Annotated in this window: 20 protein-coding genes; 11 read left to right on the plus strand and 9 right to left on the minus strand. The window is 58.5% G+C overall.

Translation table 11 applies throughout. From position 1 onward, the window contains the following. Nucleotides 1-35: 35 nt before the first annotated feature. Both ROR01S_RS15645 and ROR01S_RS15650 read right to left on the minus strand, forming a co-directional pair. A complete protein-coding gene (locus ROR01S_RS15645; protein ID WP_015584962.1) occupies nt 36-1769 on the minus strand; it encodes an arylsulfatase in 1734 nt (577 codons plus the stop codon). Between the two features lie 76 nt (nt 1770-1845). Continuing rightward, a complete protein-coding gene (locus ROR01S_RS15650; protein ID WP_064359662.1) occupies nt 1846-3033 on the minus strand; it encodes an anaerobic sulfatase maturase in 1188 nt (395 codons plus the stop codon). Between the two features lie 478 nt (nt 3034-3511). Between ROR01S_RS15650 and ROR01S_RS15655 the strand changes: the two genes are divergently transcribed. The 3 genes from ROR01S_RS15655 to ROR01S_RS15665 all read left to right on the plus strand — a co-directional run bounded on the left by ROR01S_RS15655 (nt 3512) and on the right by ROR01S_RS15665 (nt 6620). Further along, entirely contained in the window at nt 3512-4195 is a 684-nt protein-coding gene (locus ROR01S_RS15655; protein ID WP_004859096.1) for a helix-turn-helix transcriptional regulator, read from the plus strand. A gap of 117 nt (nt 4196-4312) precedes the next feature. Next, nucleotides 4313-5503, plus strand: coding sequence for an MFS transporter (locus tag ROR01S_RS15660; protein ID WP_064359663.1), 1191 nt, complete (start codon nt 4313-4315; stop codon nt 5501-5503). A gap of 1 nt (nt 5504) precedes the next feature. After that, nucleotides 5505-6620: a class II histone deacetylase gene (locus ROR01S_RS15665; protein WP_032716820.1), complete on the plus strand. Its 1116-nt coding sequence runs from the start codon at nt 5505-5507 to the stop codon at nt 6618-6620. A gap of 75 nt (nt 6621-6695) precedes the next feature. Here the strand turns inward: ROR01S_RS15665 and ROR01S_RS15670 are convergent, their stop codons facing one another. From ROR01S_RS15670 to ROR01S_RS15685, 4 genes are all read right to left on the minus strand, one after another. Continuing rightward, a complete protein-coding gene (locus tag ROR01S_RS15670) occupies nt 6696-7253 on the minus strand; it encodes a DUF3156 family protein (protein WP_064359664.1) in 558 nt (185 codons plus the stop codon). Then, nucleotides 7231-8730 carry an APC family permease gene (locus tag ROR01S_RS15675; protein ID WP_004859112.1) on the minus strand — a complete coding sequence of 500 codons (1500 nt, stop codon included), beginning with the start codon at nt 8728-8730 and terminating at the stop codon, nt 7231-7233. Before ROR01S_RS15675 ends, ROR01S_RS15670 begins: the two co-directional genes overlap by 23 nt. 191 nt (nt 8731-8921) lie before the next feature. Next, nucleotides 8922-9287, minus strand: a complete 366-nt coding sequence (locus tag ROR01S_RS15680) for a cupin domain-containing protein (RefSeq protein WP_004859114.1) — start codon at nt 9285-9287, stop codon at nt 8922-8924. 13 nt (nt 9288-9300) lie between these two features. Beyond that, a complete protein-coding gene (locus tag ROR01S_RS15685) occupies nt 9301-10602 on the minus strand; it encodes an NAD(P)/FAD-dependent oxidoreductase (protein ID WP_004859120.1) in 1302 nt (433 codons plus the stop codon). Between the two features lie 150 nt (nt 10603-10752). Between ROR01S_RS15685 and ROR01S_RS15690 the strand changes: the two genes are divergently transcribed. From ROR01S_RS15690 to ROR01S_RS15720, 7 genes are all read left to right on the plus strand, one after another. After that, nucleotides 10753-12246, plus strand: coding sequence for an aldehyde dehydrogenase family protein (locus ROR01S_RS15690; protein ID WP_160873196.1), 1494 nt, complete (start codon nt 10753-10755; stop codon nt 12244-12246). A 402-nt stretch (nt 12247-12648) separates the two neighbouring features. Continuing rightward, nucleotides 12649-13731 carry a YncE family protein gene (locus tag ROR01S_RS15695; RefSeq protein WP_015584956.1) on the plus strand — a complete coding sequence of 361 codons (1083 nt, stop codon included), beginning with the start codon at nt 12649-12651 and terminating at the stop codon, nt 13729-13731. Between the two features lie 57 nt (nt 13732-13788). Then, nucleotides 13789-15984, plus strand: coding sequence for a TonB-dependent receptor (locus tag ROR01S_RS15700; protein ID WP_064359665.1), 2196 nt, complete (start codon nt 13789-13791; stop codon nt 15982-15984). Between the two features lie 163 nt (nt 15985-16147). Then, entirely contained in the window at nt 16148-17524 is a 1377-nt protein-coding gene (pheP, locus tag ROR01S_RS15705) for a phenylalanine transporter (protein WP_004859136.1), read from the plus strand. 188 nt (nt 17525-17712) lie between these two features. Further along, nucleotides 17713-18918: an MFS transporter gene (locus ROR01S_RS15710; RefSeq protein WP_162268840.1), complete on the plus strand. Its 1206-nt coding sequence runs from the start codon at nt 17713-17715 to the stop codon at nt 18916-18918. Nucleotides 18919-18933: 15 nt separating this feature from the next. Then, the gene (locus ROR01S_RS15715; RefSeq protein WP_064359666.1) at nt 18934-19962 is read left to right on the plus strand and encodes a sugar phosphate isomerase/epimerase family protein; all 1029 of its coding nucleotides are present in this window, start codon (nt 18934-18936) and stop codon (nt 19960-19962) included. Further along, nucleotides 19959-21110, plus strand: coding sequence for a Gfo/Idh/MocA family protein (locus ROR01S_RS15720; protein WP_004859146.1), 1152 nt, complete (start codon nt 19959-19961; stop codon nt 21108-21110). The genes ROR01S_RS15715 and ROR01S_RS15720 overlap by 4 nt, the downstream gene beginning before the upstream one ends. A gap of 38 nt (nt 21111-21148) precedes the next feature. Here the strand turns inward: ROR01S_RS15720 and ROR01S_RS15725 are convergent, their stop codons facing one another. Then, entirely contained in the window at nt 21149-21565 is a 417-nt protein-coding gene (locus ROR01S_RS15725; protein WP_004859150.1) for an Exc2 family lipoprotein, read from the minus strand. A gap of 243 nt (nt 21566-21808) precedes the next feature. On the opposite strand from ROR01S_RS15725, the gene ROR01S_RS15730 reads away from it, so the two are divergent. Continuing rightward, the gene (locus tag ROR01S_RS15730) at nt 21809-22789 is read left to right on the plus strand and encodes a LacI family DNA-binding transcriptional regulator (RefSeq protein ID WP_004859153.1); all 981 of its coding nucleotides are present in this window, start codon (nt 21809-21811) and stop codon (nt 22787-22789) included. Between the two features lie 9 nt (nt 22790-22798). Here ROR01S_RS15730 and ROR01S_RS15735 read toward each other — a convergent pair whose 3' ends face one another. Both ROR01S_RS15735 and ROR01S_RS15740 read right to left on the minus strand, forming a co-directional pair. After that, entirely contained in the window at nt 22799-24043 is a 1245-nt protein-coding gene (locus ROR01S_RS15735; protein WP_004859156.1) for a mechanosensitive ion channel family protein, read from the minus strand. Between the two features lie 80 nt (nt 24044-24123). Next, nucleotides 24124-25548 (minus strand): MFS transporter, encoded by a 1425-nt coding sequence (locus tag ROR01S_RS15740; protein WP_064359667.1) that lies wholly within the window; start codon nt 25546-25548, stop codon nt 24124-24126. Between the last annotated feature and the right edge of the window lie 76 nt (nt 25549-25624).

Consider the following 25624-nt stretch of genomic DNA (forward strand, 5'->3'; position numbering starts at 1 on the left):
CCGGCTATCGCCCGAAAGAACGATCGCCGGATGAATCAATCGTGCTGCGGCGCCGGTATCGCCTGTGGCGCCGCAACGGGTTTCATGGTCTGAGGATCCACCGCGAGGTAGCGACCGGTTTTCGCGTCGATGCCGACATAGTCGATGGCTTTGCCGTCGGCGTGAACCACCATGGTGCGACCGGCAAACGCCGCGTAATCCTGACTCATGGTCTGCACCCGCTGCGGATATTGTGCGGCGACATCATGGGTTTCCAGCGGGTCCTGCTTAAGATTGAACAGCCCCCACGGCGCGTCGCCCGCCTGCGGGAAGGTTTTTACCAGCCGCCGCAGCTTCCAGTCACCGTCAATCCAGGCCGCCTGGTTATGCAGCTCGACGCCGTAGCGGGAGCGCGGCGGCTGTAAGCTTTCGCCGGTCAGATAGCGTTTAAAGCTGACGCCGACCATCGGCAGGACCGGTTTTTTCGCCAGCGCTTTCGTGGCATCGATACCGGCGAACTCATAGAGGGTGGGCGCGACGTCATACACCGCCATGGTGGTGGCGTCGATTTTGCCGCTATGGACAATCCCGGGCCCGGCAATCATAAAGTCGGTATTGATGCCGCCCTGGCCGCTGGTGGTTTTGTGGTAGCGCGCGTAAGGGGCGTTGCTGACGTTCGCCCAGTGCGGGCCATAGGAGACGAACGAACCTTTGCGGCCAATATTCTCGTAGCGATTGTCGAACTGCTTCCAGAACGCGGGTTCTGATTCGTAGTAAAAGCCTTCTGCCGGGTTAGCGCCGTTATCGGTTAAAAAGATCAGCAGCGTATTTTTATCCCGCCCGGTTTGCTTCAGCGTTTCCATCACCGTACCGATCTGCGCATCCATGTTGGCAATCATCGCGGCGTATACCTGCATCACTTTCGCGGTGTATTTTTGCTGCTCCGGCGTCAGTGCCGCCCACTCTTTATCGAGATCCAGCCCAGGAAGCGGCGTGTCGTCATGGAGAATACCTGACGCCTTCAGACGGGCAATTCGCTGGCGATAAACTTCGCCATAGCCCTGCTCGTACTGACCTTTAAAACGGGAAATCCATTCATCCGGCGCCTGCAGCGGGTCGTGGGGGGCGGTAAAGGCCAGCCAGGCAAAAACCGGCTGTTCCGACGGCGTTTCTTTGATCCACTGGTTCATCTGGGCGGCGTAGGCCTCGCTGGAGTAAAAGTCGGCGGGGAGCGAAACCCGCTGGCCGTCGCGGGTGTAGTAGGTGTGGAAGGCTTCGACGGTACCCAGCGGTATCGCATCGTCAAAATGGCTGGTGCCGCCGCCCATAAAGGCGAACGAGTGGCGAAAGCCCCGATCGTTTGGCGTGGCGCCGGGTACAAAGCCGAGGTGCCATTTCCCGGTCATCAGCGTGTTATAGCCGGCATCTTTAAATCGTTCGGCCATGGTAGTGACGCGATCGGTGAGGCGCAGTTCATACCCCTCTTTGCCAAGGGTGCTGTCATACCACCACATTCCGCCCATGCCGGCCTGCTGGTTAGTATTCCCGGTCAACAGCATCGAACGGGCAGGGGCTGACATCGGCGACGTGTAGTACTGGCTCATGCGCACGCCCTGTTCGGCCATCGCCTGCAGGTTAGGCGTCGGGATTTCACCGCCGAAGGGGCTGATATCGGAATACCCCATATCGTCGGCGATAATCACGATGATGTTGGGGCGCTCGGTTTGCGCGCTGTGCGCTGCGCCGGAGAGGATCATGCTCAGCGCGGCGGCCACTGTTTTTTTCTTCACTACCGGGTCTCCTGTTCAGGATCGGGGATTCATCGCGCCCGAAGATGAAGGCGGCGCGACCATGGAAAAATGTCGGTTAGCGCGTCGCCCGACTGTCGATAAAGCGGGCGCGCCAGGCGCGCAGGCCGTTCAGATCGCGGGAGTAGGGGCGCAGCGGAGCAAGAATTTCGCTAAAAAAATGGAAGTAGCCGGCGCACAGCCGGTTGTAGCCGGCGTCGTTAAGATGGGCCGGACAGCCGCCCTGGCAGACTATTTTTACCGCGCACTGCTGACACTCCCGGCGTCGGCTTTTTTCGCTGCCGAAGGGCAGGCGGGTCGCGCTGTCCACCGCCTGAGCCAGCGGGCGGTCGTCGAGCTGGCCAAGATGATGCCGGTCGTTAATCAGGTGATCGCAGGCGTAGAGCCGGCCGTCGGGCTCCATCACCAGGTTGCTGCCGCAGCGAGCGGCATGGACGCAGGTGGCGCTGGTATGGCTAAAATATTGCCCCCACGCCTGCTCAATATTCATCACAAAAACCCGCCCGATATCGTCGCGCTTACGCCACTGGCGCCAGATAGCGACCATAAAGCGCCCCCAGTTATCGGCGCTGAGCCGGTAGCCCTGCGCCAGGGCATCGCCTTCGCTCATCAGCGGCTGAAACTGCAGGTAGCGGGCGCCAAGACTGACAATATGGTCGTAAATGGAGGCCGCGTGCCGGGTCATCTCGTCGTGGACCACCACCAGTAAATTAAATTCCACCTGATGCCGGTGCAGCAGAGCGATGCCGCGCAGCGCCGCCGGGTAGCTGGCCTGGCCGCGTTTATCCGGACGATGGTGGTTTTGCAGTGTTTCACTGCCTTCCAGACTGACGCCGACCGTGAAGTGATGTTCCCGGAACAGGCGGCACCACGCATCGTTGATGAGCGTGGCGTTGGTTTGCAGGCTGTTGCTGATGGTGACGCCCGCGGGGGCATAGCGCTGCTGCAGCGCCAGCGCCTTCTGATAAAACCGCAGTCCGGCCAGCAGCGGTTCGCCGCCTTGCCAGACGAAATTAATCTCCCGGGCCCCGGCCGGTTGGGCGGCAATATAGCGGCGGATAAACGACTCCAGCGTCGCATCGTCCATTTTCCGCACCGGGGTATCGCCCTGTGGGTAATAACAGTAACGGCAGGCAAGGTTGCAGGCCGGGCCAATGGGTTTGATCAAAAGATGAAAGGGCACCGTTGCCCGAGGCTCCATAGCCAGCGGAATTTGCTGCTGGCGTAGTGCGGCGATATTCAGCATCGTTTTGATCCTGTCCGGTTAAGTTATTTTATTTGCCATTCTGGCGCGGGGCAGCACTCCGTCTCCGGTTAATTTTTTCGGCCTGCGGTCCTGTTTGGGCAGCAGAAAAACCTACGCTTCCCTGCAGAGTTAAGCGCCTGATGAAAATGACCTGAGTGTTATTTATCAGGTATAGAGGAGTCGTTGAAAAAGACTATCGTTCTAAAGGACGAGTTCGGCGCTGAAAAGCGTGAGAATGTGAAGCGCGCGGCGCCAGGGGATAAAGTTAATAACTTTTGTTTATGTTTTAATATTAGGTCGATAACACAACGCTATGCGCAATAATAATGTTTTAAATAACAGTGTGTTAAATAAAATTTTGCAACCAATATCACATTGTTAATATGTTAATGATTGTGTTACTTAAATGTGAAATGTATGCTTCTTGTATCGTTGGTCATCCGCGTTTAACGCACTTTCACCTCGACGGGAGGGGATCATGTCTGCTTTATTAAAAGCCAGTCGTAATGATGCGATAATTGCCCGTTGTTTACAGACTATTTCACAGTTAATTCCACTGTCGTCGGCGGTGTTTTATCGGGTCAATCATCGTTTAAAACCAGAACACTATATTTTGCATAATATTTCTGCGAATACGCACCAGCAATATCTGGAGTGTTTTCAGCCGTTAGATCCGCTGCTGCCGTCCCGCTTTAGCCATCAGGCAATTACCATGGCGGCGATGACGCCAGGCCTCTGTGACCGTAACCGTCATTACTATCATGAGTTTATGTTGCCGAATAATGTTCGCGACATGACCGAAGTGTTTATTCGCCGCGACCGACGGATTATTGCCGGTATCTCCTTAATGCGCGACGTCGCTTTCTCCAGCGAAGAGCGTCTGCGCGCCCAGGCGGTGCTACCGCTGGTGGAGCTGGCCATCCACGATTGTCTCCAGGAAGAGGAAGATCTGCCGGCGATGCTGACGGCGAAAGAGCGTGAAATTGTTGGCATGGTCCGCGAAGGGGCCAGTAATAAGCTGATTGCTCGTCAGCTGGATATTTCTCTCTCCACGGTGAAGACCCACCTACGCAATATTTTTGCCAAGACCGAAGTGGTCAATCGTACCGAGCTCGTTTCCCGAACCTGGATGCCATCCGCTCAGCGCACGCTGCATCTGTAATCTGACTCATCGCATCCCGCGCGCGCCGCCGACCGCGGCGTTTTCCTGATGCCTGACGGTATCACTCCCTGGACTGCTGCCCGGGGGGAGACTTTTTTGACTGGAGCACGCACCACGATGTCGAGTACGCCTGTTGCCGAAAAGCTGTTATCCCAGCCGTCCGGGCTGGTTTTCACCGCCCGCCTGCTGGCGGCCATCGTCATTTTCGCTGCCGTTGCGCCGGGGATTCTGATGACCGCGCCAGCGGTCGCGGCGCAGTTGGCCAGCGAATGGCAGCTGACGCCGGCAGAGATTGGCTATCTTTTCTCCGCCGAACTCGGCGCCATGAGCCTTGCGACGCTGCCCGCATGGTGGTGGATGAGTCGTCTGAACTGGCGCCGCGTGGCCCTGTGCGCCTGCGCGGTGTTTCTCGTCGCCAATCTTGTCTCGGCGGCGGTCAGTCAATACGAAACGCTGCTGATCGCCCGCTTCATCGCCTCGCTGGCGGGGGGCACCCTGATGATCCTGTGTATCAGCTGTGCGGCCGGGACGGCCAATCCTTCCCGGGTGTATGCCTTCTGGGTGCTGGGACAACTGCTGCTGGGAATGGTGGGACTGCTGGTGTTACCCGCCCTGTTTGCCAGCTTTGGCCTGAAGGTGGTGTATCTGATCCTCGCCGCTATCATGCTCTGCTGTCTGCCGCTGGTCCCGGCCTTTCCTCAGCGCTTTCAGCCGATGTCGGCCTCTTCCCGCCAGCCGCCCGCGGCCGCACCGCGACGTAAGCTGTGCGCGGTGCTGGCGATCCTCACGTTTTATATCAGCCTCAGCGCGGTGTGGACTTTTATCGGCACCATCGGCAGCGCGGCGGGATTGACCGCGGCGCAAATTGGCATGGTGCTGGCGGCTGCGACGGTGTGCGGCATTATCGGCGCGGGCGGCGCCGCTCTGCGCGGCACGCGGCGCCCGGACCGGATACCGGTCTGGCTGGGCTACGGCCTGCTGATTCTCAGCATTGTGCTGCTGGTCAGTCATCCGCTGCTGGTGCGCTTCGCGCTGGCCGCGCTGCTGTTCAAATTCACCTGGACCTTTGTTCTGCCTTTTATTCTCGCGCGCGTTGCCGGGCTGGATAACAACGGTCGCCTGATGAACAGCATCAATCTGGTGATTGGCGGCGGAATGGCGGCCGGTCCGGCGCTGGCCGGGGCGCTGCTACAACGTTTTTCCAGCGCCGATGCGCTGCTTGCGGCGGCAGGCGGCTGCGCGCTGATCTCAGCAGGATTAATTCTGGCGGCATCGTCCGCCGGGAAGAGTGAGCCAACGGGAGGATAGAGTGAAAAGAAAAACCGGTTTCTTCTTTGATGAACGTTGTTTCTGGCACAGTACCGGCCTGCATGCGGTGACGCTACCGGTCGGCGGCTGGGTACAACCTCCGGCAGGGGGCGGCCATGCGGAATCGCCGGAGACCAAGCGTCGGATGAAAAACCTGATGGATGTCGCGGGGCTGACTGCGCAGCTTCAGCTACGCGGCGGCGCGGCCGCCGGCGAGGAGGATCTGCGCCGCATTCACCCGGCACATTATCTGGAGCGCTTTAAGGCGATCAGCGATAGCGGCGGCGGTCTGCTGGGCAAAGAGGCGCCGCTGGGGCCGGGCAGCTATGAAATTGCCTGCCTTTCTGCCGGGCTGGCCTGTGCCGCGGTTGAGGCGGTGCTGAGCGGCGAGCTGGATAATGCCTACTCTCTGTCGCGGCCGCCGGGCCACCACTGCCTGCCGGATCAATCGATGGGCTTCTGTTTTCTTGCCAACATTCCCATTGCCGTGGAGCGGGCGAAGGCGCGGTTCGGGCTGGGTAAAGTGGCGATCCTCGACTGGGATGTGCACCACGGCAACGGTACGCAACATATCTACCTGCATCGTGACGATGTGCTGACAATCTCGCTGCACCAGGACGGCTGTTTCCCACCGGGCTATGCCGGAGAGGAAGATCGCGGCACCGGTGCCGGCGAAGGTTACAACATTAACGTTCCGCTGATGGCCGGCGCAGGGGACGACGGCTGGCGCTATGCGCTGGAAACGATCGTGCTGCCGGCGCTGGCGCGTTTTGAACCGGATCTGATTATCGTCGCCTGCGGTTACGATGCCAACGCTATGGATCCGCTGGCGCGAATGCTGCTCCACAGCGATAGTTTCCGCGCCATGACCGAACGGGTGCAGGAGGCGGCCGATCGTCTGTGCGGCGGTAAGCTGGTGATGGTGCATGAAGGGGGCTATGCCGAATCCTATGTACCGTTCTGCGGGCTGGCGGTGATGGAGGCGTTGAGCGGCGTGAAAACCGAGGTTGAGGATCCGCTGCTGGCGTTTATTCAGCAACAGCAACCGCGCGAGGCCTTTACCCGCTTTCAGCGCCAGGCGATTGACGAACTGGCGCACCGGTTTGGGCTGAAGTAATCTCCTTTCGCTTCTCCGCCAGGAAGGCGGAGAAGCGCTCTCCTGTGTGAGACTACTTTTCACTTCTCTTTGATGTCACTTCTCTGTCGCCGTTTGCGCCATCCACTGACCGATCGCCTGATGCAGCATATTCATAACGCTCAGCAGCAGCATCCGCTGATGTTTTTCGAGACGCAGATAGCGGCGCAGCGGCGGCATTTTGCAGACCACCTCGCTGGCGGCCCACGGCTCAATGCAGCAGCGCCAGCGCTGATTATCAATGGTTAAGGAGAAACGGCGGTAATCCAGTTCGCTTAATGTCTGCTGTAAACGCGGAAAACGGTTGAGGTAACGGGCGAGATCGGCGGCCGGTTTTGCCGCCCGGAAGGTCACCGGCTGGCGTTTAAGCCAGCCGGATTGATGGGCGCGAATGCTACCCTGAGCGGGCCGGGTGACCGGCCCCTCGACGACAAATTCGCAGCTGTGAATGCTGGCCATAAACAGCCTTTTCTGGCGAACGCTGAAGGTGACGTCGGTGGTGGCGTTCAGGTGCAGCACCGCACTGCGCTCGCTGAGCTTTTCGCTGTTCCAGCCGGCCAGGTCGCGCTGCACCGCATTCATCAGCGGGGTACTAAACGAGGGGACGGAGGGCATCTGGCGTCATCTCCCCTTGGTTCTGTTTCTCATAGTTGCCAATCGCGCGTTCCACCACCTCTTCAACCGGTACCGGACGGAACGGGTTGACCCGCTGGACGCACACCGTCCAGAAGAGGGCATAGGCGGCGGTCAGACCGAGCATGATGCCAAATGGCACCAGCACTTCGCGGCTGTCCATCCCCGGCGGGGTGATATTGATGATGGCGATAATAATCCCGACGCTGGAGATAATTTGCGGCAGCGGGAACCACGGCGAGCGGTAGGCGCGAGGCAGATCCGGACGACGAATACGCAGCAGTACCACCGAAAGGGTCACCAGCAGATAGGCGACGCCCCAGGCGCAGACGGCGGCGAGGATCAGCGGCACGATACGATCGATATTGCCGTTCAGATACCAGGCGTGCAGGCAGGGTATCGCCACGCCAATGGCAATGGCGATAACCGGCGTCTTGAAGCGAGGATGCAGCCAGGTCAGGAAGCGCGGGAGCGCGCCATCCAGCGCCATGCCGTAGATAATCCGCGGTACGGCGGCCATCAGAGTATTAATGGTCGCGCAGCCCGCCAGCAGCAGGCCGACGCCCAGCCAGTACTGTCCCGCGTGGCCCATCACCCGTTCGGCGAAGGCCGGAATAGCCATCGGCGTATCCAGCAGGTGGACGTTGTTGGCCGCGTCCAGTACCACGTTCTCGACCTGACGGTTAATGGCCGCACCATAGATAAACATGCAGCTTGCGACGCCCAGCAGGCCGAGCGCCATCGCGCGAGGAATGGTGCGGTGCGCGTGTTTAATTTCCGGGGCCATGGGGGTCACCAGTTCACAGCCGACGAACATAAACATCGCCATGCCGATATAGCCGAACAGACCTGAGAGATCGCTGACATCAAGCGGCGTGCCGAACCAGCCGGAGAGATGGGTCACCGGCGCCATAAAAATTCCGCACAGGCCGAAAATGGTTAGCGTGCTCCACATCCCGAAGGTCAGTACGACTTCGACCTTTCCGAAGATCTCGACGCCAATGGCGTTCAGCAGGCCGAACACCACCACCATTCCGACGCCGACCATCCAGGTATTCTGATGGGCGGCCATCTGGCTGCTGATGGACTCAAAGTTCACCAGCGCCATCACCCCGGCCAGAATGGTTTCCGCGGTGCCGGCAAAAATATGCACGATCAGATAGGCGCACAGCGCGCCGGTAATGGCGAAAAAACGCCCCATCCCGCAGGCGATATAGTCATATACCGAGCCGGTCGTGGGGATTAGCGTCGCCGCTTCGGCAAAGGTGGTGACCTGCGCTTGCATCATGATAAACGCCAGCAGTACCGCCAGCGCGAAGGTATCGCCGCCCATCCCAAAACCGCTGGTCACGGTCAGGATCACCGGGCTGGCCATAATCAGTCCGACGGAGCTGGCGAGGGTAGTAGGAAAGCCGACGACGCCGCGTTCGAGATGGCTGGCGAGTCTTTTACTGAACATAGTCAACCTCTGCACAAGATAGGTAAGGGCAGGGAGTGGCTGGAAGTGAATAGCCATTCCGGATAGTCATAATTTAGGTTGGCATCCGGCTCAATGAATATCGTCCTGAAGGTGGAGAACGGCGGTTGAATCTGTGACCCAGTGCATGAATACAATCCCCGCCGCCGGGCACCGGGGATTGTCTGCGTTGGTTAGCGGCTTTCGACGTTCGCCAGGTAGTGTTTGACGAAGCGCGGGGTGAGGATTTTCCACTCCACTTCGGTGCCCTGCTTCACGAACCAGCTGTCGCCCGGGGCGAAGCGCTGCGGCTTGCCGCCAGAGACGGTCAGCTCAACTTCGCCTTCCAGCACGGTGGCGTGTTCGGTAAACGGATAGGTCATGGTGAAACTCCCCTGAGTGGACGAAAACAGACCGCAGGTAAAGGCGTCCTGTGGTTCGCCGTAAACCATAGCGCCCGCCACCTGCGGATCGCCTTCGGTTGGCGTTGCGCCCAGCAGGCTGACGCTGCCGATAGGCTGCAGTTCAGGAACCGGTTGATCGAGTTTAAATGCTTGCATGATGTTCTCCTGGTTAACTCCGGCCTTTCCAGTAACCGGCGGTTTGATGCATGAGTTTTCCGGCGGTGACCAGCAGCAGACGCAGGCTGTCACGACCGTGGATTGTGGCGTGAGGAATACTGCTCATCAGGCGGTAACGATCTGAGCCGCCGTTAATTCCTTCGGCGAGAATTTTGCACACGATATGCGAGGGGGTGACGCCAAACCCGGAATAACCCTGAACGTAGAAAACGTTATTGTGCTCGCGCAGGGTGCCAATTTGCGGGAACAGGTTCGCGCTACAGGCCATCGGGCCGCCCCAGGCGAAGTCGATTTTGACATCCTTAAGATAGGGGAACACTTCCGCCAGCAGCGTACGATTCCAGGCGGCAAAATCGTTCGGCGTATATTCAAGGTAGCGCGTGGCGCTGCCGAACAGCAGGCGGTTTTCCCGCGTAATTCGGTAGTAGTTGATGACCGGGCGAATGTCGCTGAAGGCGCCGCGTAGCGGGCTGATGCGTTCGATCAGCTCATCGGAAAGGGGTTCCGTTGAGACCTGATAAGAGTAGGTCACCAGCGTCTTGTTATAGATTTCCGGCTCCAGATTATTGAGGAAGCTGTCGCAGGCCCACAGCAGTTTAGCCGCCTTCACGCTGCCCATCGCCGTGCGAACCCGCACCTCTTTGCCGTAATTCACCTCTACGACCGGAGAGGATTCGAAAATTTTCACCCCTAATGAATGCGCCGCTTTTGCCGAGCCCAGCAGCATATTCAGGGAGTGGATCTGCCCGCCGCCCATATGCTTGAGCGCGCCGCAGTAGACGTCGGAGCCCACAATTTGCTGCACATCGCTGCCGGTATAGAGCGCGATATCCTCATCCGGAGTGGCGGCCTTAAACTCTTTTTCCCACTGGCGCAGGGTCTTCAGCTGACGCTGGTTATAGGCCAGATAGCCGTAGCCCGGAACAAAGTCGGCATCGATATTGTATTTCTTAATCCGTTCGCGAATGATTCCTGCACCAAGGTTCGAGATTTTAAACAGCGTCTCCAGCCCCTCTTTACCCACATGTTTTTTCACCGCTTCGATGTCGTGACCAATGCCGGCCATGACCTGGCCGCCGTTGCGGCCGGTGCCGCCGTAGCCTAAATGACGGGCTTCGAGTACGACCACGTTGGTGATGCCCTGTTCTGCCAGCTCCAGCGCAGTGTTGATACCGGAAAAGCCGCCGCCGATGATCACCACGTCGGCGTCAATATCATCCTGCAGCGCCGGAAAATGCAGCTGATATTTTTTGGTGGCGCCGTAGTAGTTCAGCGCATCGATTTTGATATTCATAGCGTTACCCTGTCTGTCTCGCCTGGCTAAGACCTCCATCACAGCATGGCGGCGGGGCGCTGAATATCGTCCGAAAGAATGACGTTCTTTAGAACGATAGGCAGTCTGTTTCTGGCGTGATGTGATGAGGAACATTTCCTGAAAAAACGGATGCCACCGATGAGCGACGTGACCTTACTTGCTGAAGTAGCAGCTTTTTTACGCCAACCGCACGGGCAGTTTATTGCCGGAGAGGCTTTGCCCGGCAACGGACCGACGCTGGCGGTGATAAACCCCGCCACTGGCAAAGCGATTGCCGGGGTAACGTCGGCGGATGTCGGGCAGGCGGATCGGGCGATGGCCAGCGCCAGCCAGGCCTTTGACTCCTGGCGTGCGATGCCGACCCTGCAGCGCGGCACGCTGCTGCTCAGGCTGGCCGATCTGCTGGCCAGCCATCGTGAGGAGCTGGCGCAGCTGGAGAGCCTGTGCTCCGGTAAAACCATCGGCCTGGCGCGAATGCTTGAGCTGGATCAGTCGGTAGCGTTCCTGCGCTACTTTGCCGGCTGGGCAGGCAAGGTCACCGGCGAAACGCTGGATGTCTCGCTCCCGTCCATGGCGGGAGAGCAGTACACGGCCTTTACTCGTCGTCAGCCGGTTGGCGTAGTGGTAGGGATCGTGCCGTGGAACTTTTCGATAATGATCGCTATCTGGAAGCTGGCGGCGGCGCTGGTGTGCGGCTGCACCATCGTGATGAAGCCGAGCGAGTATACGCCGCTGACGCTGCTGCGGGTTGCGGAGCTGGCGAAAGAGGCGGGGATCCCGGACGGGGTGATTAACGTGGTGAACGGCGCGGGCGGTGAAATCGCCCAGCGCTTGATCGCCCACCCGGCCTGCGCCAAGGTCAGCTTCACCGGTTCGGTGGCGACCGGCGAGAAAGTTCAGCATGCGGCGATCGGCGCCGGAAAACGCGTCACCCTCGAACTGGGGGGCAAAAACGCCGCGCTGTTTCTCGACGATCTCACCCCCGAGGCGATGGCGGACGGCATTATCGAAGCAGGTTATCTGAACCAGGGGCAAATCTGCGCTGCCGCCGAGCGGTTTTATCTGCCGCAGGGCAAGCTGGATGCGGTGCTGGAAATACTGAAGCAGCGCCTGTCTGCGCTGCGTCCCGGCTCACCGCTGGATGAACAGACGCTGATGGGGCCGCTGGCTAATCGGGTGCAGTTTGAGAAGGTGCTGCAGCTGATTGAAAAAGCGCGGGAAGAGGGCGACACCATTGTCTGCGGCGGCGAAGCGCTGCCCGGCGACGGCTATTTTGTCTTACCGACGGCGGTGAAGGTCCGGAGCGAAAACAGCACGCTGATGCAGGAAGAGACTTTCGGTCCGGTGTGCAGTTTTATCGGCTACCAAAGCGAAGAGGAGGCGCTGTCCCGGATTAACGCTTCGCCGTTTGGCCTGGCCGCCAGCGTCTGGTCGGAGAACATCCGCAAGGCGCTGCGCTATTCCGACGCGATTAACGCCGGAATTGTCTGGGTGAATATGCACACCTTTCTCGATCCGGCGGTGCCGTTTGGCGGCATGAAAGGGTCGGGGATTGGCCGCGAGTTCGGCAGCGCCTTTATCGATGATTACACCGAACTCAAATCGGTGATGGTACGCTATTAGTCCGGCGCCATCGGCCGCTATAGTGCTGAAGCGATCGTATATCGGGCCGTGCGATTTGTCGGATGTGGCCCGTATTTTCCCTTACCCCGTACGGTCAGCGCGCGGGGTCTGTCGTTTTCTCCCGCTCGTGAGAGCCGCTCCCCCCATAAGAACGCCTTGTTTTCAGCAGATTATCGCTTTTGCGCGGGTCGGTTGTGATTAGGCTTGCACGCTATAAGATAATGAGTATAGTTCTCATTCTTCTTTTTGTTTGCAGGCTAAGAATGGACTAACCTGCGCCAGTGAGCCGCTCACAAGGAAACAGCGAAGGCGTAGGGTGGGGTTCAGTCTTGCTATGCCGGAACAACATAATATCGGCGCAGAGCTACCACCGGTTTATTGATTTTGTTAAGGATTTCAATGATGAAATACACCATTCCGGTATTAGCTCTGGTCATTTCTGCCGTCTTAAGCGGCTGCGCCACACCCCCTTCCACTAAGGTAACCCCGCCGGTCGCCGAGAAAAACGCCGTGACCGTCATACAGCCGCTCAAACGTCAACTGGCCGAGGGGCTGTACGAAATGGCGCTCAGCCCACGGGGCGATGCGCTGTACGTGGCTAGCGCCGAAGGTTTTAAAGACGTGCAGGGCGGAGCGGTCTATAAGCTCGACCCGAAAACGCTGAAGACCATCGGCCTGAGCTACACCGACCTGAAAAACTTTGCCGTCCAGATAACGCCGGATGGCGCAACGCTGTTCGTCACCAACTCGCTTGACGGCGGCATCAGCGCCATTGACACCGCCACCGGCAAAGTCAAAAAGCGCCTGCTGTTTAGCGAGCGCAACGAGAAGGGGCTGCCGTACGGCGCGCGCCAGATCCTGCTGCTGAATAATACCCTCTACGTGGGGGCGGTTGCCGATCCGGCGCAAATCTGGGTGGTTGATGCCAATACGCTGAAGCTGAAAGCGCGGATTAAAAATACCGGCAAATGGATGACCGGCCTGCACTATTCCGCGCAAACCGGACGTCTGTATGCAGCCAACGGCGGCGGGGAAATCCTCGTAATCAACCCGCGCAATAACCGCATTGAACAGCGCTGGAAGCCGCTGGGCGACAAGCCGGCGCTGCTGCTGAATATCGCCGAAGACAGCGAGACCGGCCGCCTGTTCGTCACCGATAACTCAAAAGCGAAAACCACTCTGGTGCTGGATATTCACAGCGGCAAGGTGATTAAGCAGCTCGACCTGGGCGACTCGCTGGCGGTACTGTTCAACCCGAAACGCAATGAGATTTATATCTCCCAGCGCGAGTCCGGCAAGGTTATCAGCCTCGATGGCACTACCTATGCGCTGAAAAAACAGTGGGATATCCCCGTGAATCCAAACAGCCTGTTGCTTGATGCCGAGGGGCAGACGCTGTTTGTGACCGTTAAACAACCGTTCAACAAAGATCACTCCACCAAAGGTCCGGACAGCGTTGTCCGCATCGACCTGAACGCGCAATAAAAAATTCTGGCCCGGCAGCGGGCCATTTGTTCCATTTATCTTCATCACGGACTCATTATGCACATCACGTCTTCCCCATTCCCGCTGCGCAAAACGCTGCTGGCGTTAACCATTGGCGCCATTACCCAGAGCGCTGTAGCTGCAGACAACACCGCGGATAGCAACAAAAACGAAGAGGTTATGCTCGTTCAGGCGACCGAAGGCAGCGATTTTAAAGCCGGCGGCGACCTGGTGGTACCGGCCTTCCTTGACGGACAAATTGCCCACGGCGGCCGTATCGGTATGCTTGGCGAACAAAAGGCGATGGATGTGCCGTTTAGCGTTATCGGCTATACCTCGAAACTGATTCAGGACCAGCAGGCGCAAACTATCGCCGACGTTATCGGTAATGACGCCGGCGTACAGGCGGTGCAGGGCTACGGTAACTTTGCCGAAACCTATCGCATTCGCGGGTTTAAGCTGGATGGCGATGATATGACCATGGGCGGCCTGGCGGGCGTGGTGCCGCGTCAGGTGATGGATACCCAGATGCTGGAGCGCGTTGAAGTCTTCAAAGGGGCTAACGGTCTGCTCAATGGCGTCGCCAGCAGCGGCGTCGGCGGGATGATCAACCTCGAACCGAAACGTGCGGATGATGTGCCGACCACCCGCGTTGGCGTGGACTATACCGCTGATTCTCAGGTCGGCGGCAGCCTCGACCTTGGCCGTCGCTTTGGCGAAGATAATCAGTTTGGCGCCCGGGTGAACCTAGTTCACCGCGAAGGTGAGGGCGCGGTTGATAATGACCGGCGCCGCACGACGCTGGGGTCACTGGGGCTGGATTATCGCGGCGACCGTTTGCGCTCCTCTCTTGATTTCGGCTATCAGAAAAAGACGTTCCATGGCGGAACGATGGGGATCAATATCAGCGGCGTCGATTTTGTTCCTGCGCTGCCGGATAACAGCAAAAACTACAGCCAGAAGTGGGGCTATAGCGATATAGAAAGCGAATTCGGTATGGCCAAAGCCGAGTATGACCTGACCAACAGCTGGACGTTGTACAGCGCCCTCGGCGGCCAGCACTCGCATGAAACCGGCACCTATAGCGCGCCGAAGCTGGTTAACGGCAACGGCGATGCTACCGTCGGGCGTCTGGATACCAACCGCATCATCGACTCGATCAGCGGAATGGGCGGTGTACGGGGTAATTTCAACACCGGGGTTATCTCTCATCAGGTCAACGTCGGCTATGCCGCCCAGGTCAGAACCGATGCCACCGCCTGGCGTATGTCGGCGAAAAACCCGACCACCAATATCTATGACAACCATGATGTGGCGATGCCGGATAACGCCTATTTTGGCGGCAATTACTTCGACCCGCTCACCACGTCACGCAGCCGTACCCAGGGCTGGCTGCTGAGCGACACGCTAGGCTTCTTTGATAACAGCCTGCTGCTCACCGCCGCCGCGCGTCATCAGAAAGTGGTGGTGCGTAACTACAGCAACAAAACCGGTCTGGAAGATACGTCTTCCCGCTATACCCAGAGCCGCTGGACGCCGACGGTGGGTCTGGTCTACAAGCCGTGGGAGACGCTGTCGCTGTACGCCAACCACACCGAGGCGCTGCAGCCGGGGAGCGTGGCGCCAAATACCGCGACAAATGCCGGGCAGAGCACCGGGATCGCTCATTCGAAACAGGATGAGGTTGGGGTGAAAATTGATTATGGCACCCTGGGGGGATCGCTGGCGCTGTTTGAAATTAAAAAGCCTAACGCTATCTCCGATGCTAACGGCTACTACGGGCTGGATGGCGAGCAGCGTAACCGCGGCGTCGAACTGAACATCTTCGGCGAACCGACGCTGGGCCTGCGCCTGAACGGCAGCGTTCAGTGGCTGGATCCGGAGCAAACCAAAACGGCGAAGGGTATCAACGATGGTAAAGATGCCATCGGCGTTTCTCGCTTCTACGCGGTGTTAGGCGCGGAGTATGACATCAAGCCGGTTGACGGGCTGACGGCCACCGCACGGGTGAACCACACCGGTTCACAGTATGCCGACGCGGCGAACAGCAAAAAACTCGACAGCTATACGACCCTCGATTTGGGCGTACGCTACCGTCTGGCGCTGAACCAGAATCAAAACCAGATGGTCCTGCGTGCCGGGGTGGATAATGTGACCAATGAGAACTACTGGTCAGGTATTGATGATACCGGCACCTATCTGTTCCAGGGCCAGCCACGTACCGTTAAAGTATCGATGAGCTACGATTTCTGATCGTAAAATTCGGGGCGGGACAACGCCGCTCGCCCCTTCTGTGTATCCCTTTTCCGCCGTTCGTCACCATCCCTTGCCGCGCAATCAACGCATCTGCAACTTGAAGTCGGGCGAGCAGAAGTGTTAAAAGGTGCCCCTTCATAAAAACTCACAGGGGAAAGACGTGAAAGACGCGTCAACGCAGTCAGATGCCACAGCGGAGAGCGGCCCGACGCTTCATCGCGGTTTACAGAACCGACATATTCAGCTCATTGCCCTCGGCGGGGCTATCGGTACCGGCCTGTTTCTCGGTATCGGACCGGCGATTCAGATGGCCGGGCCGGCCGTCCTGATCGGCTATGCCGTCGCCGGGATCGTCGCTTTTCTGATCATGCGCCAGCTTGGCGAAATGGTGGTCGAAGAGCCCGTATCCGGCTCCTTTGCCCACTTCGCGTATAAATACTGGGGCCCGTTTGCCGGTTTTCTCTCCGGCTGGAACTACTGGGTGATGTTTGTGCTGGTGGGGATGGCTGAGCTCACCGCCGCCGGCATCTATATGCAGTACTGGCTTCCGGATGTGCCGACCTGGGTCTGGGCGGCGGCCTTCTTTGTCATCATCAATGCCGTTAACCTCGTTAACGTTCGCCTGTATGGCGAGGCGGAATTCTGGTTTGCCTTAATTAAAGTGCTGGCGATTATCGGCATGATTGGCTTTGGCCTGTGGATGTTGTTTGGCGGCCACGGCGGCAGCAAAGCCGGATTTGACAACCTGTGGCGCCACGGCGGTTTCTTCGCCACCGGCTGGCATGGCCTGGTGATGTCTCTGGCGGTGATTATGTTCTCTTTCGGCGGCCTGGAGCTGATTGGTATTACCGCCGCCGAAGCGCAAAATCCGGAAAAGAGCATTCCGAAGGCGGTAAACCAGGTGGTGTACCGTATTCTGCTGTTTTATATCGGTTCGCTGGTGGTGCTGCTGGCGCTCTATCCGTGGGTGGAAATCAAGTCCGACAGCAGCCCGTTTGTGATGATTTTTCATAATCTTGACAGTAACGTGGTAGCTTCTGCACTTAACTTCGTCATTCTGGTGGCATCGCTGTCGGTCTACAACAGCGGCGTTTACTCCAACAGCCGCATGCTGTTCGGTCTGTCGGTACAGGGCAATGCGCCGAAGTTTCTGGCCCGCGTCAGCAAACGCGGCGTGCCGGTCAATTCGCTGATCCTCTCCGGGGTGATTACCTCGCTGGTGGTGCTGCTGAACTATCTGCTGCCGCAGAAAGCGCTGGGTCTGCTGATGGCGCTGGTAGTGGCAACGCTGCTGCTGAACTGGATCATGATCTGCATGGCGCACCTGAAGTTCCGCGCGGCCCAGCGTCGAAAAGGGCGGGAGCCGAAGTTCAAAGCGCTGCTGGCACCGGGCGGCAACTACCTCTGTATTGCCTTCCTTGCGCTGATTCTGGTGCTGATGTGCACCATCGACGGGATGCGCCTGTCGGCCATTCTGCTGCCGGTATGGATCCTGTTCCTGTTTATCGTCTTTAAGCTGCTGCGCCGTCCGGCGTAATGCCTCCTTGCCCCGGCCTTCGCCGGGGCGTTCTGCCTTTTATTGTGATCGTCTTCGCGCTTAGCGTAATTAGCGCAGGATCTTCTTTTTGTAATCGATTACTTTTTATTTCGTGACGTTTTGTAATCGATTACTTTTTGAGGGCGGACAAAATGGTATCAACGACGGAAGGACGTGAAAGCGTTGGCGTGCAGCACCGGTTTCTGGTGCCGCGCCTGGCGTTAATGATGTTTATGCAGTTCTTTATCTGGGGAAGCTGGTCGGTGACCCTGGGGCTGGTGATGACGCGATACGATATGGCGCTGCTGATTGGCGATGCGTTCTCTGCCGGGCCTATTGCCTCGATTTTGTCGCCGTTTGTGCTGGGGATGCTGGTCGATCGCTTCTTTGCTTCGCAGAAAGTGATGGCGGTGATGCACCTGGCGGGAGCCGCGATCCTGTGGTTCGTCCCCCAGGCGCTGGTCGCGCACAATGGCGCGCTGCTTATCGGCCTGCTGTTTGGCTATACGTTGTGCTATATGCCGACGCTGGCGCTGACCAACAATATCGCTTTCCACAGCCTGAATAATGTTGATAAAACCTTCCCGGTGGTGCGCGTCTTTGGCACCATCGGCTGGATTATTGCCGGGATTTGTATTGGCGTGAGCGGAATTTCCGATACCACGGCTATCTTTAATCTGGCGGCGCTGTGTTCGGTCTTACTGGCCCTCTACAGCCTGACTTTGCCGCATACGCCGGCAGCGGCGAAAGGCATTCCGCTGAAGTTTCGCGACCTGCTCTGCGCCGATGCGTTTGCGCTGCTCAAGACGCGCCATTTCTTTATTTTCTCACTCTGCGCCACGCTGATCTCGATTCCGCTGGGGACCTACTATGCCTACACCGCCTCCTGGCTGGCGGATGCCGGCGTGGCGGATGTCAGCACCGCGATGTCATTTGGGCAGATGTCGGAAATCGCGTTTATGCTGGTGATCCCGCTGCTGTTTCGCCGTCTCGGGGTCAAGTACATGCTGCTGGTCGGGATGGTGGCGTGGTTTGTGCGCTATGCCTTCTTTGCCCTTGGAGTGAGCGAAGAGGGGCGCTTCCTGCTCTATCTCGGCATCCTGCTGCACGGCGTGTGCTACGACTTCTTTTTTGTCGTCGGCTTTATCTATACCGACCGCGTGGCGGGAGAGAAGGTCAAAGGCCAGGCGCAAAGCATGATAGTCATGTTTACCTACGGCATCGGGATGCTATTGGGATCGCAAATTTCCGGCGCGCTGTATAACCAGCTGGTGGCCGGGCAGACCGTACCGCAGGCGTGGGTCACCTTCTGGTGGATCCCGGCGGTGGCCGCGGCGGTTATCGCGCTGATTTTCCTTTTCTCTTTCCAGTATCGCGAGAAAGAGCAGTATTAACTATCAGGAGGGGGTATGAAAACGATGAAGGGACCGGGGATTTTTCTGGCGCAGTTTATCGGCGCGCAGGCGCCGTTTAACACCCTGGACGGGATCGCCGCCTGGGCCGCCGGACTGGGCTATCAGGCGCTACAGATCCCGTGTAATCATCCGGCTATTTTTGATGTTGAACGCGCGGCGATGAGCCAGACCTACTGCGATGAGATTCGCGGGCGACTGGCGGAACATAGTCTGACCATCAGCGAGCTCTCAACCCATCTGGAAGGGCAGCTGGTGGCGGTTCATCCGGCCTATGACGCGGCGTTCGACGCCTTTGCCCCCGCCGCGCTACGCGGAAATCCGCCGGCACGCCAGCAGTGGGCGGTGGAAAAAGTACGTCAGGCGGCGGTGGCTTCGGCGCGCTTAGGCCTGCAGGCCCATGCGACATTTTCCGGATCGCTGGCGTGGCCTCTGTTTTATCCCTGGCCGCCGCATAATCCGTCACGAATTGATGAGGCGTTTGATGAACTGGCGCGGCGCTGGCGTCCGCTCCTCGATCTATACGATGAGCAGGGGATCGATCTTTGCTATGAAATTCATCCGGGTGAGGATCTGCACGATGGCGTGACTTTTGAACGTTTCCTGCAGCGGGTAGATAACCATCCGCGCTGCAATATGCTCTACGATCCCAGCCATTTGCACCTCCAGCAGATGGACTACCTGGCGTATATCGATATCTACCATTCGCGGATCAAAGCCTTTCATGTCAAAGATGCCGAGTTTCGTCGCGACGGCCGCAGCGGCGTGTACGGCGGCTATCAGAACTGGCTGCAGCGGGCGGGGCGCTTTCGCTCGCCCGGGGATGGGCAAATTGATTTCAAGAGCATTTTCAGCAAGCTGACCGAGTACGACTTTGACGGCTGGGCGGTGCTGGAGTGGGAGTGCTGCCTGAAGGAGGCGGAGGCCGGCGCGCGCGAAGGCAGCGAATTTATCCGCCGCCATATTATTCCCGTCTCCGAACGGGCGTTTGATGATTTCGCCAGCGGTCGCGAGGGGCAAGCATGATTCAGGTTGGCATTGTTGGGACTGGATTTATTGGTCCGGCGCATATTGAAGCGCTGCGCCGGGTCGGGGACATCGAGGTGGTGGCGCTGTGCGACAGCAATCTGGCGCAGGCGCAGCAAAAAGCGCGGCAGCTGAATGTGGCTCATGCTTATGGTCAGGTTGAGGAACTCCTGGCACATCCCGGTTTACAGGTGGTACATAACTGCACGCCGAACCACCTGCACGCGAAGATTAACCGCCAGGCGTTGCACGCCGGGCTGCATCTGTTCTCGGAAAAACCGCTGTGCATGCTTCCGGATGAGGCGCGTGAACTGGTCACGCTGGCGGAGAAGGCGGGGGTGGTGCACGGCGTAAGCTTCGTCTATCGCCAGTTCGCGATGGTCCAGCAGGCCGCCAGCATGATGCGCGCCGGGCAGGTCGGACGGCTTTTTTCGGCGCACGGCAGCTATTTGCAGGACTGGATGGTGCAGCAAAGTGACTATAACTGGCGGGTGGAGTCGGCGCTGGGCGGCGCTTCGCGGGCGGTGGCGGATATCGGCTCCCACTGGTGCGACACGGTGCAGTTTATGACCGGCAGGCGCATCACCGAGGTGATGGCGGATCTTTCTATCGTCTGGCCGACGCGCCACGCGGCCGTTTCCGGCGAGTCCACCTTCAGCCAGACGGGGGAATCTCCGCGTTTTGAGGTGCGCGAGGTAGATACGGAAGATATGGGGTCCGTGCTGTTTCGCTTTGATGACGGCAGCAAAGGCTGTTTTACCGTTTCTCAGGTCAGCGCCGGAAGAAAGAACCGCCTGGCGGTTGAAATTAACGGCAGCCGCTGTTCGCTGGCGTGGGATCAGGAGCTTCCGCAGCGGCTGTGGATTGGCCAGCGCGCGCAGCCAAATCAGCTGCTCAGCGATGACCCGAGTCTGATGCAGGCGGACATCGCCGCCAGCGCCCACTTCCCCGGCGGGCATAATGAGGGGTGGCCGGACGCCTTCAAGAATATGATGTTGAGCTTCTATCAGGCGGTACGCGCCGGGACGATGCCGGCAGCCGACGAACGGCGTTTCGCCTCATTTTATGAAGGGGCGGATGTGATGTATATCGTTGACGCGATTTTGCAAAGCCATCGGCAGCAGCGCTGGGTCAGCGTCAGGCGATAGGCGGCAGGTTGTGCGCCACTCCGGTGGCGCGCAATGACTTATTTTACGCCGAGATACCCGTCCAGATAGGCGGCGGAAAGTTCGTTGCCGAACAGCACCGCGTCTTTATTCTCCATGTCATTATTCCAGCTATCGCTGGCATTGCCGGTGAAGGTGTGTTGTGACCGGGTACCCTTCATAACCTGCTGCTTAATGGCATCGGCATTGCGTCGGGCATCGCTTTCGCTGACGCCGGCGGTTCGGTCCTGTTTGCCGCGGTGATAGATCTCGGTGAAGGTCGGCAGATTTAAGCGGTAATTTTCCTGCCGGTTAACGGCAAAATTACCGCCGACAAAATCAGAACGATGGGCGACAAAATAGTACGCATGGCGCTCCGGCGATGATTTTGAGGCGGTGCAGCCGGTGAGGGCGGCGAGAGAACCGCCGAGGACAAGCAGTGCGACTTGAATTTTCATTGATGACATCATCCCTAACGTATTGATAGTAAGCTTTTATAATTATCGGCGCCCGAGCGCGGTGTTTATGTTACCTGAAAAATCATCGCGCTTAACGCGCAAGGATAATAGCCCTGATAATTAATAGTTTTCCATCACGATGCGTAGGGGCATCAGCGGGCTGGCGCGCGCCCCGCTGCACACCGACGGCCCGTTTATGGTAGCCTGCGCATTATTCCCCTTATCCCAGGAAGTGCCGCCTTTATGTCAATTCAGAAAATCGCCCGTCTGGCGGGTGTCTCAGTGGCAACCGTATCGCGGGTGCTGAATAACAGCGATACCGTTAAACCGAAGAACCGCGAACGCGTGCTGCAGGCGATTAAAGAGAGCAACTATCAGCCTAACCTGCTGGCCCGCCAGCTGCGGACGGCACGGAGCTATATGATTCTGGTGATGGTGTCGAATATTGCGAACCCGTTTTGTGCGGAAGTGGTGAAGGGCATTGAAGAGGAGGCGGAGAAGCACGGCTACCGTATTTTACTGTGTAATTCCGGGTCCGATCTGGCGCGCTCGACTTCCGGGCTGAGGCTGCTGTCGGGGAAAGTGGTCGACGGGATTATTACGATGAACGCGCTCTCCAGTCTGCCGGAACTGACGATGATGATCGGTGATGCGCCGTGGGTACAGTGCGCCGAGTATGCCGATGCCGGCAGTATCTCCTGCGTCGGCATTAACGACATCGATGCGGCGCAGGGGGCGGTATCGCGGCTGGCGGAGAGCGGTCATCGGCGCATTGCCCTGATTAACCACGATCTGAGCTATCGCTATGCCCGCCTGCGCGAGCGCGGCTATAAAAACGTACTGCATGTGCGTGAACTGGCCTGGCAGCAGGTGGCTTATGCCAGCGACCTCAGCGCCGCCGCCGGTAAAGCGGCAATGGAAACGCTGCTGGCCTCCAGAGAGCGGCCGGATGCGGTATTTGCCGTCGCCGACTCGCTGGCGGCGGGCGCCCTGCGGGCGATCGCCCAGGCCGGACTGCGGGTGCCGGACGATATTGCGGTCATGGGATTTGATGGTACGGAGCTGGCGGAGATGGTCTCGCCGCAGCTGACCACCGTGGAACAGCCGTCGCGCGACATTGGCCGTACGGCGGTGACCCTACTGCTGAAGAAAATCGACAACCCGGAGGCCACCGCCGAACGGGTGATGATGGACTGGCGCATCATTGCCCGCGCCAGTGCCTGAGCCTTACCCTTACCCGTGATTTGCCGCCGCCAGCGAACGTATATCGTTGCCGGTCGGTGACTGGTGGATACGCAGCCCGAATTCGTCCACCACGGCGAAAATGTGGTCAAAAATATCCGCCTGGATACTTTCATATTCTGCCCATACCACGGTGCTGGTGAAGCAGTAGATCTCAATCGGCAGGCCGTTGGCGTCCGGCGCCAGCTGGCGCACCATCATCGTCATATCTTTGCGCAGCCGCGGGTGGTTGCGCAGATACTCCTGTAAATAGGCGCGGAAGGTGCCGATATTGGTCATCTTGCGCAGGTTCAGCACCGAATGGTCGGCGGCGTTTTGCTGGTTCCACTCGCTGATCTCCTGATGACGCGAGTCCATATAGGGCTTAAGCAGCCGGGCCTGAATTAAGCGCTGCTGCTCCCGCTCATCGAGAAAATGGATACTGGTGGTATCAATATTCAGGCTGCGCTTAATGCGGCGCCCGCCGGAGGCGGACATCCCGCTCCAGTTTTTAAAGGAGTCGGAGACCAGCGACCAGGTAGGAATCGTGGTGATGGTATTGTCCCAGTTACGGACTTTCACCGTGGTGAGGCCAATATCAATGACCGCGCCGTCGGCGCCGTATTTCGGCATTTCCAGCCAGTCACCGAGCTTCAGCATGTCGTTGGCGGAAAGCTGAATGCCGGCAACCAGACCCAGGATCGGGTCTTTAAATACCAGCATCAGTACCGCGGCCATGGCGCCGAGGCCGCTGATCAATATTGCCGGCGACTGGCCAATCAGTAATGAGATCACCAGGATGCCGATAATAATCGCGCTGACCAGCTTAATGCCCTGGAATATCCCCTTCAGCGGCAGCTGGGATGCGGTGGCGAATTTCTGCGATAAATTGAAGACCACATCGAGCAGTGAAAAGAAAGACAGCAGGGCATAGATCATGACCCACAGCTGGGCGCAGGTGGTCAATATATTGGCGGCTTCACTGCCTTTTTGCAGCCACAGCACCGCCTGCACATTGACGATAATCCCTTGCAGGGTAAAGGCCAGCCGGTGAAACAGTTTGTTCTGGGTGATGATTTGCAGCCACAAATGGCTGCTGGCCTGCGCGCGCTTTTCGAAGGCGCGCAGCACGCCTTTATGCAAAATAAAATGAACGACAATGGCGGTCAGTAAAATAATGCCGAAGATAATAATGAGTGAAGTGGTAGGGGTAATTTCGATGCCTAAGGCGGCAATTTGTGAGATTAATTCCTGCATAACGTCTCCTGTACATCCAGCGGTAATGATGACCGCTGGATGTATATTATGCAAATCAGGCGTCATGCAATGATGGATTATTAGGCGGTAGCCACCGGACGAATATTGAGATGATGGCGCAGCCGCAGGGCCATCGCGCCTAAGAGCAGCATCATTGCCACCTCCACGGCCAGGAAATCGATCAGCGCCTGCGGATAGGTGCCGCCGCCGCGTTGAGCGAGGGTTAAAAACAGCGAGCCGAGAATTGCCGGACCTAATCCCAGCGTCGCCTGCTGCAGGGTGCTGAGAATGGCGCTCCCGGCACCGGCATCGCTGGCGCTGATATCGCGCATGCCAATGCGATAAAAACTGTTAACGATCAGCGCCTGGCCGTAGCCGATAAGCGCGGTAGAGGGCACCATCGCCAGCGACGAGGTGTGAGCGCCGAAGTGACCGAAGGTCGCCATCAGCAGCAGCAGACCGGCTATCTGCACTACCAGCCCAATCAGCAGAATACGTCCCATGCTGAAGCGGGCAATCAGCTTCGGCGCGTACAGCGCAGAGAGGAAATAGGCCACGCCGAGGGCGATAAAGCTGTTGCCTGACTGCCATGGCGCCATGCCGAGACCGGCCTGCATGGTCAGCGCCATGCAGAACATAAAGCCGGACCAGGCGCTGAAGAACAGCAGGGCGATCGCCATGCCAAAGCGAATGCTGGTGAGTTTCAGCAGACGGGGCGGCAGCAGCGGCTGTTCGCCGCGCTGCTGCTTACGCAACGCGCTGGCCCGCATCCAGACCAGCAGCGGCAGCACGGCCGCCAGCAAAAGCTGGAGCGTCCACGGCCAGTGAAGTTCCGGCCCCAGCGCCATCGGAAACAGCAGACAGCAGAGGATCAGCGCCAGGCTGAAGGTGCCCTGCCAGTCGATGGCCGAATGGGCTTCGCGGCGGGTTTCCGGGACATAGCGGGGGCTAAACGCCAGCACCAGCAGGCAGATCGGGACATTGATAAAGAACGCGTTGCGCCAGCCCAGGCCGGCGATATCCGCCGAGACCAGCCAGCCGCCGCCCATCTGCCCGACGATAAAAGCAATCCCACCAATCCCGCCATACAGACTGATCGCGCGCGCATGGGCGCTGCCTTTCAACGTTACATGCAGGGTGGTGAGGATTTGCGGCACAATCAGCGCCGCGCCCGCGCCTTGTAGCGTGCGGGCCGCCAGCAGCCCGCCGATGGAGTTGGCCATGCCGCACAGCAAAGAGGCGAGGCCAAAAAGCGCGACCCCCCACATAAACAGACGGCGGCGGCCGTAGTTATCGCCCAGTTTGCTGCCCATCGCCAGGCACACCGCAAAAGAGACGCCGTAGAGCGCGACGATCAGCTCCAGCTGGGTGGCGCTGGCATCCAGTGAATGGGTAATGGAGTCCAGCGCCACGTTGGTAATTGAGGTGTCGATCAGCGGCAGCATCTGGCCGGTCAACAGAAGCAGTAAACCGGCGCGGCCGGGTGAAACAGCAGACGAATTCATCGGATCTCTCCATTGCGTCATTCAGCGGATGGCCGTAGCATTACCGATAAATTAAACGGGTACCAGTTCCTGTCTA

Source organism: Klebsiella ornithinolytica NBRC 105727 = ATCC 31898, assembly GCF_001598295.1.
Classification (GTDB): domain Bacteria; phylum Pseudomonadota; class Gammaproteobacteria; order Enterobacterales; family Enterobacteriaceae; genus Klebsiella; species Klebsiella ornithinolytica.